Annotated in this window: 12 protein-coding genes; 9 read left to right on the top strand and 3 right to left on the bottom strand. The window is 39.3% G+C overall.

The window, feature by feature from the left end; translation table 11 throughout:
• The first annotated feature begins 10 nt into the window (after positions 1 to 10).
• The 9 genes from CQA40_RS01905 to CQA40_RS01865 all read left to right on the top strand — a co-directional run bounded on the left by CQA40_RS01905 (position 11) and on the right by CQA40_RS01865 (position 6,847).
• On the top strand, positions 11 to 220 hold the full coding sequence (locus CQA40_RS01905) for a cytochrome c oxidase, cbb3-type, CcoQ subunit (protein WP_115519297.1): 210 nt from the start codon (positions 11 to 13) through the stop codon (positions 218 to 220).
• Between the two features lie 3 nt (positions 221 to 223).
• On the top strand, positions 224 to 1,099 hold the full coding sequence (gene ccoP, locus CQA40_RS01900) for a cytochrome-c oxidase, cbb3-type subunit III (RefSeq protein WP_115519296.1): 876 nt from the start codon (positions 224 to 226) through the stop codon (positions 1,097 to 1,099).
• Positions 1,100 to 1,108: 9 nt separating this feature from the next.
• Entirely contained in the window at positions 1,109 to 1,309 is a 201-nt protein-coding gene (locus CQA40_RS01895; protein ID WP_023926986.1) for a DUF4006 family protein, read from the top strand.
• Between the two features lie 132 nt (positions 1,310 to 1,441).
• Positions 1,442 to 2,497 (top strand): hypothetical protein, encoded by a 1,056-nt coding sequence (locus tag CQA40_RS01890; RefSeq protein WP_115519295.1) that lies wholly within the window; start codon positions 1,442 to 1,444, stop codon positions 2,495 to 2,497.
• A gap of 19 nt (positions 2,498 to 2,516) precedes the next feature.
• Entirely contained in the window at positions 2,517 to 3,371 is an 855-nt protein-coding gene (locus CQA40_RS01885; protein ID WP_115519294.1) for a hypothetical protein, read from the top strand.
• A gap of 7 nt (positions 3,372 to 3,378) precedes the next feature.
• Positions 3,379 to 3,765 (top strand): type II secretion system protein, encoded by a 387-nt coding sequence (locus CQA40_RS01880; RefSeq protein WP_147290136.1) that lies wholly within the window; start codon positions 3,379 to 3,381, stop codon positions 3,763 to 3,765.
• On the top strand, positions 3,716 to 4,333 hold the full coding sequence (locus tag CQA40_RS01875) for a hypothetical protein (RefSeq protein ID WP_115519292.1): 618 nt from the start codon (positions 3,716 to 3,718) through the stop codon (positions 4,331 to 4,333). Before CQA40_RS01880 ends, CQA40_RS01875 begins: the two co-directional genes overlap by 50 nt.
• Positions 4,333 to 4,833 (top strand): hypothetical protein, encoded by a 501-nt coding sequence (locus CQA40_RS01870; protein ID WP_115519291.1) that lies wholly within the window; start codon positions 4,333 to 4,335, stop codon positions 4,831 to 4,833. Before CQA40_RS01875 ends, CQA40_RS01870 begins: the two co-directional genes overlap by 1 nt.
• A 196-nt stretch (positions 4,834 to 5,029) precedes the next feature.
• Entirely contained in the window at positions 5,030 to 6,847 is a 1,818-nt protein-coding gene (locus CQA40_RS01865; RefSeq protein ID WP_115519290.1) for a hypothetical protein, read from the top strand.
• Positions 6,848 to 7,147: 300 nt separating this feature from the next.
• Here CQA40_RS01865 and CQA40_RS01860 read toward each other — a convergent pair whose 3' ends face one another.
• The 3 genes from CQA40_RS01860 to CQA40_RS01850 form a co-directional block, all read right to left on the bottom strand.
• The gene (locus CQA40_RS01860; protein WP_115519289.1) at positions 7,148 to 8,647 is read right to left on the bottom strand and encodes a phospholipase D-like domain-containing protein; all 1,500 of its coding nucleotides are present in this window, start codon (positions 8,645 to 8,647) and stop codon (positions 7,148 to 7,150) included.
• A complete protein-coding gene (locus tag CQA40_RS01855) occupies positions 8,640 to 12,035 on the bottom strand; it encodes an AAA domain-containing protein (RefSeq protein WP_115519288.1) in 3,396 nt (1,131 codons plus the stop codon). Before CQA40_RS01855 ends, CQA40_RS01860 begins: the two co-directional genes overlap by 8 nt.
• A 285-nt stretch (positions 12,036 to 12,320) precedes the next feature.
• Entirely contained in the window at positions 12,321 to 13,637 is a 1,317-nt protein-coding gene (locus tag CQA40_RS01850; protein ID WP_115519287.1) for a S1-like domain-containing RNA-binding protein, read from the bottom strand.
• Positions 13,638 to 13,642: the final 5 nt, after the last annotated feature.

Below are 13,642 nucleotides of genomic sequence, written 5' to 3'. Positions count from 1 at the left end.
GGGGTAAGGTATGACAGCCCAAAATATTGAATACATAAGAGTTGGTGCGTATTTTGTCGTTACCATACTTTTGATTGTGTTTTTGTATTCGTATGCGATTTCTATGTGGCGCAGACAAAGAAAGGGTTTGCGCGACTATGAGAAATACGGCGATTTGGCTGTCAATGATAGCTTAAGCGATGAGCTAGTCGAGCCTCGCACAACATCAAAAAAGGAGTAGGTAATGAATTGGTCAAATGACGATGTGATTAAAATCACCCTCTTGGGTGCAGTAGTAATCCTATTGATTACGATTTATGTAGTTGGCTTTTACTTCAAAAAAATGAAAGACGCCAAAGCAGATGGGGAGCTTACAGAGCACTATTGGGACGGAATCGGCGAATTTAAAAACGACATTCCTGTCGGCTGGGTGCTGATTTTTATGGGGCTTATCGTGTGGGGGCTTTGGTATATTTTTGTAGGCTATCCACTAGGGCAATTCTCTCAAATCGGGCAATACAACGAGGAAGTCAACAGAAATAATGAAGTGTTTGAGCAAAAATGGAAGGGACTAAGCCAAAGCGAAAAAGTCGCTATGGGTGAGGGGCTTTTCTTGGTGCAATGCTCACAATGCCACGGAATCAACGCTGAAGGAATGGACGGAAAGGCACAGGATTTGCGCTCTTGGGGCAAAGAAGAGGGTATTATCAAAGTCATCACAGAGGGTAGCAAAGGGCTAAACTACGCTGGTGGCGAGATGACACCGGGATTGCTAGAAGATGAGACAGAAAAGCGACAAGTAGCCGCCTATGTGATGCAGACTTTTTCCCCTGCGCAGTCTACTAAGTATTCTCAAGCTGATGTAGAGGCGGGAAAAGCTGTATTTGATATGATTTGTGTAACTTGCCACGGCGAAGATGGCAAGGGCAATGGCTCTGAAATTGAGGGCTTTGCTGCGGATTTGACAGAATATGGAGATTACAAGTTTGTGAAGCATATTTTGACCGATGGCAAAAAGGGCTTTATAGGCAAAATGCCATCTTTTGGCTATGCAAATTTCAATGACATTCAAATCCAAGCACTTGCTGCATATATCAACTCGCTCAAAGTGCGAGACTAAGGAGAGACTATGAATGGTTTGTTTGGTATCAATGGACTTTTTGGTTTTCTTGTGGCGGTCGTGCTTGTAGTGGTGCTAGCAATCGGGTTTGGTATGCTAGCAGCGAGTATCCAAAGCGAAAACTCTACAAACTACTACATCATCAAAGATAGCGCACATATCGAAGCGCAAAGCGTGGATAACAAAGACCACTTTGAAGATGCAAAATAAGGAGGCAAAATGCTAACAACGCTAGAAAAACTACTCGGACTTATGATAGTCATCTTGGCTTTGGCTTCAATAGCTATCGTGTTTATCCCTGATGGATTCTTGCACCTCGTGTAGCTCTGCAATATTGTGTAAATGTCGTGCGCTCTTGCTTGCTACTTGATTGATGAGTGTTTGCACAAATCGACTTTGGGTGTGGCAAATGCCAAATATGCAGACTATGCCATAGCCCAAAGCCCTTGTAAAAATCCTCACAAAGGCATTCTACAATATAAGCAGATTTTACACGGCTTATTCTCCCTCCACCCCAATCCTAGATTCTTAAAAAAGTTTTTTTTATTTTTTGTGTTTTTTTGTGTGGCAAGCCTATCATTTGCGGATTCCACAGATTCTAAACCCCACCAAAATCATAAACCCCCCACCTGCTTTCCTAATAGCCCCGAAGCAGATTCTACAAAATCTATGGATTCTCACAGTGGCATTGATTACGCAACCTCTGCTAAAGAAAAAGACATAAATAGTGATTTTGTATTCCCTCACGCTATCTCGCCCCAATCCACCTATATTTTTGGCAATACAAAAAATATCATCGTGCCTAAATCTAAAGAATTTATCTCCGCTCTTGCAAGCGAAGTCTTTACAAAAAGTGGGATAAAACTCTTTGTCGATGTTATTGATGAAGTATCATTTCCCTCCTGCTACCCTACAAAGCAAAGTCGCAAAATCTACCAAAATCAAGTCATAAGCAAGCTAAACGCACCTTTTGTCATCATTTTTCTTTTTGTCCAAGAGCACAAGATAGAGATTCTCTCAAGCCAAGATTTGCACTACATAGCTAGCCCAAAATCCACCAACCAAAAACCTACACAAGACACTATAAACACAACAGAAGCAAAAAAAGAATTTCTTAGCCCAAAAAAACTAGATTCTATATACTTTGACTATATGGCACCGCTTTTGCCACACAAAGAGGAGGACTTGACGCCAAACCGCATTTCTGGTGTGATATTAAACGGCTATGCAGAAATTGCTGATAGAATTGCCGATACATATCACTTCACGCTAGAAAACAACTTCCCGCGCGATGAAGATGGAGTGAGGAATTATGTGAAGTTTATATTATATGTTATGCTTTTTATTCTTTTGGGGCTTTTTGCGTTTGCCTATCTACCAAAAAGAAGCAAAAGCTAGAATCTTTAAGGACTAATTTATGCCAAAAACACCGATTAGCACAAATAACAAGCATTCTACGCAAGATTCAAACCAAGATTTAGATAAAAACAATTTATCTAGTGATTTGCATAGCGATTCGCCTAGTGCAGATTCTACGCAGGCGACAAGACCTAAGCGCAATTTTTGGCCTTACGGCATTTTGCTAGTAATTTTGCTAGGCGTAGTGCTTATTAGCATTTCTATCCGCATTTCTGTGAAGCACCCCGTTGTTGATGATGTGCCCTTTTTTATCAAGCACGATGATATGGATTCTGCGATAAATGACTTGCTAGAGTCTACCAAAGCCTTGCAAAACGATTTTGATTTTTTTATCAATGCAAATGCTACGCCTACAAACGATGAGGCACTGCGCCCATACTCGCCCTATATGCGCCCACCACACCGAGATAAAGCCACTCAAAACACCTCCCCCACTTTGCATACAAAATCCCTAAATACGATTTTTTTGCGTGTCATTGGCAAATCTAGCAAACCTCAAAATCTACGCCTCCAAGCGTTTATCCAAAAAATAGGCAATCTAGAAGCCCAAGAGATTTTCATCTACAATCCCAAAGATAGCTCCTACTCATCTATCAAGCCACCCAAAAAAGGAGCACAAATCCCTATTGGCGAGCTAGTTTTGCAAGAAAACACACAATCTAAAGATTCTAAAAAAGAGGCAATCTATGCTAGCCCGTTTTTTATGCTTGAGCTAGAGGGACGCTGGATAGTGTCTTTGCAAATAAGCCAAAGTGATGACAAAGACACAAAAAGCGATATAGTCGTGCTTGAAAAAGAGTTTTTCGCCCTGCCAAATCAAAGCACAAATACAGATAGTGAAACTTTGCAATAATAACAAAATGAAAAATCCACACAAAACAGACGCGATAAAATCGCTTAAAAGTCATAAACCAAGCGAAAGCCAATACAAAAAAGCGCGTAAAAATAGTAGCACACACAGAGCATTTGCACTGCTAGAAGTTGTCTTTGCGGTGCTGATTTTGGGCGTGGCATTTGGGATTTTGGCTAGATTTTATCACACAAGGGCACAAAGCCAAGAAGCTCAAAATATCACACAAAATCTAGAGCAAATACAACAACAAGAAGAAAAAATCATAGCCGAGCTAGAGTCCCAGCTCTCGCCCAAATCCCACAAAATCATTGGAACAAATGGCGAGTTTTGTGAGGGAAAAATGTTTGAAAAATCCGCTTTTAAACTTTTTAAGCCACAAAACTGCGAGCAATAAGCCACAAAATCATCATAATTTCTACCCACAAAAACCACACAAAATACAAATCCACCAAAACCTAATGCAAAAACGACATAAACACACCAAAGCACTTCACAGAAGCGCAAAAAACGCCTTTATCCTGCTTGATTTTGTGCTTGCTATGTCTATTTTATCTCTTATCATTATTGCCCTTATGCAGGCTAGCGCACACTTTCAGCGACAAAACCTTGCCAAATCCACCCAGCACCTAAAAGGATTAGAAGCTAGCAACGCCATTGACATCGTGCGAAATCTCCTTGAAATGCACTCTAGCATAGACTTTAGCCACGATATGCTAAAGCTAGATAATCACATTATTTGGCTAGACTCTCACACGCTACTTTTGGACAATAGCCCGATATTACACAATGTTTTTAAGTTTTCTATCACTCCTCAAGGGCAAAGTGGTTTTAGTATCTCACTATGCTACGCTACAAGCCACGCCAAACAATCCTGCATTTCAAAAGCAGGATTTTTCTCCACAATACAACCCCTCTCCACAGATAAAAACCAAACTTCATCTCCAAAAAATACAAAATTGTAATGCGAAATCCTACCAAACTAGCAAGCCTTGCAAAACCTGCAAAAGCCACGCCCCCTGCAAACTCAAAAAAATCTACAAAAATCAAATCAAGCAATACAAAAAAAGCATTTGGGCTTATATATGCAGCGATATTTTTAGCCATAGTTGGGCTATTTTTGGCAAACGCGCGTCTTAGCACTTCTCTTAGCCTAGATAGGATTACCAACTCTCACATACACTTCCAATCAGCCCTCTACCTACGCAGCCTAGAGGATATAGCGCGACTTTGCGCAAGCAAGCCTGATTTTACGCAAGGGCGATTTGACTTTGGTGGCGGATATGTCGGTGGATTTTCTTTGCAGCATAATGAATCTATGACAAAGGCATACCTATATGTCGAGGGCAAAAACTTGCGCACAGGACAAATCCTGCGAGCTACAAAAGAAATCTACTTACCACAAAATGAGCCAAACAATCAAAATCCACTACCTAGCCAGCCACCAAACAAAGAAAATCCATAATATTTAAGTTTTTTTCACAAAAAGATAAACTTGTAAATAAATCATTTGTTTTAGGTAAAATCATATAAATAATAAACAAAAATAATATTTTCAAATAACCAAAATTTTTCCTTTATACCCAAAAATCTAAGGTATAATGTAGCCTTTTAATCTTAGATTTTGCAATTTAACCAAAACCTACAAAGGAAGACTTGATATGAAAATCACACAACAAAATAGAGCAAAAAACTCTAAAACTTTCAAAAAAATCCAAAATCTAGCTTTCAAGCTAGCTTGCGTGGGAGTCTTTACCCAAAGCGCACTTGCAATAGAAAATCTACAATCCCTAGATGAAAACGACAAAAAAGCCCAAGAGTCAAAAAAATCAAAAGAACTAGGAGTGTGTGGCAAAAAATCACTCCTTGATGAAGTAAGGCTAAATATCAAAAACAATCTCTTAAACCTAAAAATGGCTCATCTCCTAGAAAAAGGCTCTACCCCTTTTCCAAGCGTGGATTCAAGCGAATATGAAGCTACAATAAAAAGGCTAAGAAGCATAAATATGGGCTGTGATGCTCGCAGCTACTCCGAAAGTGCACAATGCCTTTATAATAAGCTAAAAGATGAGAAACTAAAAGCAGATTTTGGGGAATTTGCCAAGCGACTTTCAAAGATAAATATGACATTTGACGCACAAGCGATGAGTAGGGATTTGTGCTCTGTTAGGGGTATTAGCGTTGTGTTTGATGGTGGCGATAAAGCTAGCTATGACAAAGTAGATGTCGGCTACACACCTAGAGCTTATAATGACAAAGGCGTAGAGCTAATAAGCTTTAGCACCTCCACGCAAGGCACAAGTATAAATTCCAAATTCGCACCATTTGCTAGCATTATCACAGATATAGAGAATTATTACAGCGGTAGAGGAGTGATGATAAATAACTCCCTAAGAGGTGGATGCCCAAATGGTAGCTACACCACCACTCTAAACCCAAAAGACAAACTATCCCAAGTGTATAGCTGCGCGGGCGGGCTATTTAGAAGCGGGATAACAAAGGAAATCTCAAAAGAAAAACTCAAAAATAAAGATGAAAAAGACAATATAGTCATAGCACACTACCAATCAAGTGGTGGCGCACTCATCGTGCGAAAATACGCCATAACAAAATACATAGATGAGCAAAGATTCAACAGCATAGGACAAAACAAAGAGCTATACACCAAAGCCTATCAAAAAGCAAGCCAAAGGATAAAGCCACCCACTCTAAGCAAGGCAGAAAAAGATTTAGAGAAATTCAAAGAGCAGGCATTAAGCGGGCTTAACCCAGATAATATCGCACAAAATACGCTAGAAAAAGTCATAGATGAGGATTGGCAGGCTTACCAAGAAGTCCAAGACTACAACGCAAAAAGGACGACAAAAGTCCCAGATGAAAAAACACTAAAAATGGCAAAAGCATATCAGCAAAAAGAAGAAAAACAGCAAAAGCAGCTAGCCGAAATGAGGAGAATCTCACAAGAGTGGAACAACAAAATCCTAGCCTACAAACAAAAACTAGAAGAAGAAACCAAAAAAGAATACGCAAAAATCCTCCAATCATACCAAGAGCCTAGAATCGACACAGAGGAGCAGATTTTGGCATTTATCAAAAAAGAAAAGCTAACGCCTATTTATGAAAGTATCGAGACGGCAGACTTGAGGATTGTGGGTGGGGAGGAGTTTTATAGCAAATGCGAACCGATAGAAGAAACTTGCAATGCCAAGTTTCAAACAGGCTGCAAAATCATCGGCAAAAAGTGTGGAGTAGTGTGGAATAACAACTCGCCAAAGAAAGGATTGGGTGGCGAATATAAGACAAAATATAAAGAGCTAATTGAAAAAAGCCACTTCAAAGACGAGATAAACGCAAACCTAGACGCCCTAAATCCAAGTAGCACAGAAAAAAAAGAATCCAATCTCGAGCCACAAAAAGCCGAGCCCGCACCAACCCCACAAGAGCAGATTTTACAACCGATAGATATTTTGAGATTTTAGAGCAATCTAAGAAATCTCACTTTTAGTCTGCTAATGCTTTGTGCCAAACGCAAAACATTAGCATAAATCCTCTGTGGCAAAATCTTGTGTGATGAAACATACATTGATAGCAAAGATGAAAGTGCAAAATATTTTTTTTGCATTTGATAAATTTATAAAAATTTATAACTTTTTAGCCACTAGAGTCCTCTATAAAACCTATAAAAAACTTTTGTGTATCCTCTAGCTTTTGTCGCTACTTTATTGCACCAAATCTTGCGCGTTATGTTTGCGTGTTTTAGCAGGAATTTTAAATCTCACTTAGTCAAATTTGGCGATTTGCTTTTTTATTGAGTCTTTGTTTTTGTTTATGGTGGAGGTTTCTCCTCTTAATGCCTCATCGCCTTTACTTTCCCCACCAAAACTTAGCCAATTAAAACTCCCCACTATCATAAACTCATCATCACAAATTAAGATTTTGGAGTGGTCATAGTCGTGTTTAAGGCTAAAATTTGGGTATTTTGCTTTTAGCTCGTTAAGATAAGTCAGTGCCACTTCATCAATCTCTTTCTTGTCTTTTTGACTTCGCTTTTGCATTCCATATTTGATAGTTATTTTTACGCCTTTTTCTAGCGCGGATTGTATATACTCTTTATAGATTTCTAGCGTATCGTGGCGCACCCAAGGGCTTTGTATATAGATATGCTTTTTTGCATTTTTAAGCACATATATAAAATACCGCTTATGCTCGCCCACTTCAAGCATCGCTCCCTCGCTTAAATTTGGAGCAGATTCCAGCCTAGATTCTATCACTTCTTTGCTAAGCCTTTCGCGTTTATCCTCTTTGTCTTTCCACGCGTTAGAGTTGGCGTTACTTGGAGTTAGATTTTGCTCATTTATTAGCCTATCAAATAGCTTTGTGATTTCTGCATCTATCTCATATTTTTCGCCAACTACTAGGATTTTTTCCTCATCATTCGCGTTTTTGTAAAATAGACAAATGTATTTTTTGTAAAATTTTCTCACATTGCGCACGGCTAGGATATTGCTTACTTCCACACTTTGTCTTTCACTTTGTTCTTGCCCCGATTCATTTACACTATCTAGCCCTTGCAGTGCTTCGGCTAGGACTTGATAGAGTGTTTTGTTATTGCTAAATTCCTCATATAGATTTTCACTCCTAGGAGGACGCGCTTTAGGCTTTAGCTCGATAGAATCCCTACTTGGCTTATGTGGCAGATTCATATCTCTGACATTTTTTGCGACTTCTAGCACTTCATTATATATGCCATCAATCGCCACTACCGCGCTTTCATCATTGACAATCTTTTCTTTTTCTTCTCTTAATGCGTCTTTGCCTTTATCGCTTAGTCGTATTTCGCCATTTTCATTGCTTAGTAGTCCTTTTGTGATGAGTTCGGAGCTTATGCTACCATAGATTTCATCATCAAGCTGTGTGATAGCTTTTAGCTTTTGAGCGACATTGACATTTTTTAGCGTTTGTAGGTATTTCACAGATTTCAAAATCGCTATGATGATAGGGTGGATAGGCTGAATCTTTGTGATTTGATAGTCTATAATAGCCTTATACACAGGATAAAAAACCTCCCTAGTGTCATACCACACAAAATTGCTTTGCTCCTCACTCTCATCACCCTCCCTTGCTAGTCCCATTTGGGCTAGATTCTCATCACTCTGTTTTGTGCTTGTGTAGTAGTCGCTGTATTTGTGCGTGAGTAGCTGCATATCAAATTTAGCGTAGATAGACTCCGCAGGTTTAGTATTCTCACTAGTTTGTGGTGCTACTTTTTTCTTAGCCATTTTTGCCTCCTCTATTTTGTGTTTGTGGTGCGGGGATTATGTGATAGCTTTCTTTATGCTTGTGGATAAAGTCTATGATTTTATAAAACGGATTTATCCCCTCACTTACACTCGCTCTATACAAAAACTCCATATCGCCTATGATGATAAGTAGCTTTTTGGCACGAGAGAGTGAGACATTTAGTCGCTTCTCATCAGCGATAAAGTCGATTTTGCTCCCGCCTCTTTTGGCTTTGTCCTCTTTGCTATTTTTTGCCTTTGATGAGCGGACACAATCATAGATGATTATATCTCTATCACTCCCTTGGAAACTATCCACCGTGCCTATGTCAAAGCCATTGCGCAAGTCTTTGTCATCACTTGCCTTATCTGCATAAAACTCTTTAAATTCAGCTTTTATGCTTTTTAGTTTATCTTTTAGTAAATTTGTCTGCGCTCTATAAGGCGTGATGATTCCTATGCTGTGGCTTAGATTTTGTTCTTTTGATTTATCAAATTTATCAAGCAAAATTTTTAGAGTATGCAAAATTATAGAGGCATTGCAGTGGTTGATTTTACCCGTGCCTGCTTGGGTGTCCTCTCTATCATCTCTTTTGCCCGTATCTATCCACACCGCGCTGGATTTAAAGAGTGGAGAGAGATTATGCTCTCTTTTGCCTTTTATAGCTAGTGCCTCTTTTAGTTCGCCCTCATAAAATGGCTGATTGTAAAGCTCGCAGATTTTATGCTCGGAGCGGTAGTTGTAGATAAGTCTATGTCGGAAATTATCCAAATGTGGAGCTTCTTGCCTCCCCTCACTAAGTCGCTCGAAATACCGCTCAAAAAACGAAGTCCCCACTTCTTTTTTGGGAAAATTGCTATTCAAATTACTAGCGATTTCATCATCGATGACAGGGGCTAGCTGCTTGTGGTCGCCTACTAGCACGATATGCCTAGCTTTGATACAAGGCACACATAGCTCACTAAGCGTAGCTCTCCCCGCCTCATCGACAATAGCAAAATCAAAGACAATATCTCTAAAATCTTTCCACGAGGATATGCCTAGCAATGTCCCAAAAATAACGCGGATATTTTTTAGAAAAAGTGTGGCTAGCTCGCTTTCTTTTGATTTTTCGCCTGTTTTTGCGCTTATTTTTGCTGTGATTGTTTGCAGGGCTTTGTCAAAGTCGCCTTGTAGCTCTTGTAGCTTAGCTTGGATACTTGGATTTTCATCGCTGATAGGATTTGCTTTGATTCGCGCTCTATTGTCTTTGATAAGCCTATCTAGCACTTTATTTGGGACAAATTGCTTTGCTATATCACTCATTTTGGATTCATCATTGCCTATGCGCAAGATTTTATTCTCATTTGTGCTGATTTTTTCTAGCACATTATCCACAGCTTGATTGCTTTGAGAGGCTACCAAAATCTTAGCGTGCCTATGTCGCTTCTGAATCTGACGAATCATCTCTGTGATAGTCGTGGTTTTGCCTGTGCCCGGGGGTCCTTGGATAAGCAGTATTTCGCTACCATTATCTAGGCTTAGTGTTTTTACTACCGCTTCTTGTTGATTTTCATCTAAATTTTCATCAAAAAAGCTAGGAATCTCTACAAGGACATTTTCTCTTAGCTCCTGTGGCTCATTTATCTTACGCAAAAGATTGGGGATTATCGTGGTAGCTCCTTTTAAATCGCTTAACACCCTATCTTTTTTGCTCCACAAAATTTCCTCGACTTGATAGTCATAAGTGATAGTGTAGATTTGCTTTTTCATTATGGATTCATCGATATTGCTACTTCCATATCTACCTATCTTTATGGTTATTTCTTTATTTTGAGGATTTTGAGTTGTGATTTCGCCATATATCTCAATCTCAGCATTTTTATTCTCAACGATAACTCTATCATCATTTTTAAAATCACGCACTTTTTGTTGTTTTTCAAACCTTCTAAGCGCACAGCTCAAAAACTCATCTACAATCTCATCAATAGCTTCTTGCGAATAAGGAAGTCTTTTATAAAAATTTTCTTTTGTCTTTTCTACTATAATGTTTTCTTCATTGTCTGGCTCTATCCGCTCAAATATAATCGTATCTTTGCCTTTATCTACGCTTGTAAATCGCGCTAGGATTACATTTTTCTTTAAGTCGATAGTTTCTTTTTCAGCGCGAAGTAGCTCCTCCTCTGTGGCGATTGCTTTTTTATCTATTTCAAGCCGTTTGTTGCGGAGCTTTTGCATTTCAAAGTCGCGTTTTAGTTCGTCTTTTATACTTTGTATATCATCGCAGTCATAGCGATGATTGTATCCTATGGTGATGATAAAGTCATTATCAAACTCTAAGCCATTTGCATAGAGATTTTCTAACATTTTTTGATTTTCTAAGATAGAGAAGCAAAAAAGATAGCTTGAGTCCCTAGCCGAACAGCAAAAGATTAAATCCCCGCAAGCGATTTTGATTTCCTCACGGTCTTTATTTTTATCTAGCCCAAACTCCCAAAAAGATTTTTTGCCATCAATTCTGCGTTGTATATGCTCTTTTAACTCATAAAAGCTAATTTCGTGTATCTCGCGGTATTTTTCCCCTACACTATTAGATAGATTTAGCTCAAAAGTGTAGGTTTGCTTATTTTGCCTTAGAATCGCTCTTAATTCTTTACCCAAATCATCTAGTGAGATTCGCTCCTGTGGGTTTAGTGCCGTCATTTTGCGGATAAGCAAAAAGATTTCATTTTCGCTAGATTCTAGCTCATAGTCATTTTGGATTTTTGCGTAGATGTTTTCCAAATCGCTTGGCTTTTTGTAGTTTTTGTTGAATTCAAAATCCTCAAATGTCCCAAGCAGTAGGTTTAGCATACATAGCCCAAAGGAAAAAATATCCGACCTTATGTCAATATCTGCTTTTATCTCTCCTAGCTGCTCGGGGGCTTTGAAGTGTGTCTCATCATCGCCTAGTAAGGCATAAAAATAGCTTTTGCCAAAGTCTAGCAAAAACACGCGATTATCCCTAGTAACCAAAATCTTGTTCGTGCTTATATTGCCGTGATATAGCCCTTTTGAGTGGATATAGCTAATCGCATCAAAAATCTGCAAATAGCACTCTAGCAATCGCGTATAATCCACCTCATCGCCGTTTTTAAATATTTCTGGGCTTAAGGGGCGATACTCCCCCTTCTCAAAGTCCTCTCTAATAGCATAGAAAAACTCATCATCTTCATCAATGCCGATATTGATAAGATTTTTGTGTCGAAAGTCTTGGAGATTTTGGGCTAGATAGGAGGTCATAGTCTCATCTAAGCCCTCCTTTCTAACGCGCTTTATGAAATAACTTTTGTGCAAATCTTTCGCCCTAAACTTATCGCTTGAAAGCTGCTCTATGATTTCATATTTGCCTAAAATCCTTTTTATCATAGCTTATCCCCTTTATTTAGATTTTGTGATTTTGGAAGCGAAGTGATAAAAAGCAAAAATCTTATGCTCTTTATCACTTATTAGCAAAGAAGTAGAGGGGAATCTTAGCCGTTTTTTTTTTTTTTTTTCAAGCGCCCGCTTGGTAAATCGCGGATTTGGCAACTTGAGTATTTAGACAAATTTAAGTAGCAGTTTTTTTAGGCGTGTTTTAGTGGATTTTTAAGAATCTTTTGGAGTCTTTAAGGAAAGTTTGAATCGTAGATAAAAAGGCTTTGAGGTAGTTTGCTAAGCCTTTTGGCTAAATCTAGGATTTTTGGTGTTTTTATGTGCGCGATTAGCAGAATCTAGCAGAGTGATTTTGCCCTCTCTCAATTCTATACAAGAAGTAGCAATGAGATGAGAAAGCACGCGCTTAAAAGCCTTTTTGCTTATGCCAAAGGTTTTATCCAAAAGCTGTGGAGGGCTATCGTAGTGAAACTCTAGCACCTTATTAGTCTTTTTCAGTGAGTGCAAAATATCTAGCACTTTTTGTGCTTCATCTTTGGTATTTGACTTACTTTGTAGGGTCAAATCCAGCTTGCCATCAGGGCGGACATTTTGTATAAAAGCACTTGATTTTACTCCTAGACTTAGCTCTAGCTTTTTTAGCACTTCGCTAGAATCTATGTTGCGAGGATTTTGGCTAGATTTTTGGGGGGAATCTCTGTGGGGAAAGTCTTTGCGAGTAGAATCTTTGCTAGCAAAATCCCTGTGAGTAGATTTTGCTTTGGGGCTACTTTGCCAAGCATATAGCAATCCATAGTATTTGCCCTCCACTATACAGCCCACACCAAGAGGGCTTATCTCAAATGGCAAAATCTCTACCTTCGTGCCTCTATGTGCGCCCCTATGCTTTGCTCTATAAGGCTTAAGCGTGTCTTTTATACCCTTTTTTGCGATAAGTCGGTGGGACTTATCAGAGCAGATTTTCACTGCTACGAGCGAGTCTAGCGCGTAGGATTTTGGATTTTTGCTAGGCATAAATATATCTTTGTCAAGTCCCAAGTCCAAAAACACGCCATTTTGCCCCACGCTCACCACGCGCAAAAACGCGATTTGTCCTAGTGTGGCTAGTGGGGATTGTGTAGTGGCGATAAATCTATCTTGCGAATCGGTGTAGATAAAGGCTTGCACTTCATCGCCCACCTTTGCACTGCTAGGGCAAAATTTATTTGGCAATAGCACTTCGCTTGCAGGGATTTGCACAGGGGTTTGAGTAATGATTTGGGCTGGAATCTGCGTGTGAATTTTCGTGGGAATTTTCGGTGAAATTTGTGTAGAGGCTTGTGTAATGGCTTGTGTGGCACTTTGTGCTATGCTTTGATTTTGGGAGAAGCTATGTGTGGATTTTTGCGCGCTATCTCGCGTGGAAGTTTGTGGTAGCTTTTGTGTGGTGTTTTGCGTGGATTCTTTTTTGGCAGATTTTGCATTGGAAGCTATTGATTGCACTATTTTTGCATTTGTGTCAAAGTCTGCACCCAATGCACTCAAATCGTCGCTTAGATACGCACCATTTGGGCTAAAGCGCGTGATAGTGAGTGTTTGGATTTTGCCAAGCTGCATCTTAG

The sequence above is a fragment of the Helicobacter sp. MIT 01-3238 genome, from assembly GCF_003364135.1.
In the GTDB taxonomy this organism is placed as follows: Bacteria; Campylobacterota; Campylobacteria; order Campylobacterales; family Helicobacteraceae; genus Helicobacter_B.
This window is presented reverse-complemented; position numbering and strand designations above follow the sequence as displayed.

What these genes read in the sequence shown, in the direction of transcription:
- CQA40_RS01905 (WP_115519297.1), top strand. Translation starts at nt 11, where the DNA reads ATGACAGCCCAAAATATTGAATACATAAGAGTTGGTGCGTATTTTGTC.
- ccoP (WP_115519296.1), top strand. Translation starts at nt 224, where the DNA reads ATGAATTGGTCAAATGACGATGTGATTAAAATCACCCTCTTGGGTGCA.
- CQA40_RS01895 (WP_023926986.1), top strand. Translation starts at nt 1,109, where the DNA reads ATGAATGGTTTGTTTGGTATCAATGGACTTTTTGGTTTTCTTGTGGCG.
- CQA40_RS01890 (WP_115519295.1), top strand. Translation starts at nt 1,442, where the DNA reads ATGTCGTGCGCTCTTGCTTGCTACTTGATTGATGAGTGTTTGCACAAA.
- CQA40_RS01885 (WP_115519294.1), top strand. Translation starts at nt 2,517, where the DNA reads ATGCCAAAAACACCGATTAGCACAAATAACAAGCATTCTACGCAAGAT.
- CQA40_RS01880 (WP_147290136.1), top strand. Translation starts at nt 3,379, where the DNA reads ATGAAAAATCCACACAAAACAGACGCGATAAAATCGCTTAAAAGTCAT.
- CQA40_RS01870 (WP_115519291.1), top strand. Translation starts at nt 4,333, where the DNA reads ATGCGAAATCCTACCAAACTAGCAAGCCTTGCAAAACCTGCAAAAGCC.
- CQA40_RS01865 (WP_115519290.1), top strand. Translation starts at nt 5,030, where the DNA reads ATGAAAATCACACAACAAAATAGAGCAAAAAACTCTAAAACTTTCAAA.
- CQA40_RS01860 (WP_115519289.1), bottom strand. Translation starts at nt 8,647, where the DNA reads ATGGCTAAGAAAAAAGTAGCACCACAAACTAGTGAGAATACTAAACCT.
- CQA40_RS01855 (WP_115519288.1), bottom strand. Translation starts at nt 12,035, where the DNA reads ATGATAAAAAGGATTTTAGGCAAATATGAAATCATAGAGCAGCTTTCA.
- CQA40_RS01850 (WP_115519287.1), bottom strand. Translation starts at nt 13,637, where the DNA reads ATGCAGCTTGGCAAAATCCAAACACTCACTATCACGCGCTTTAGCCCA.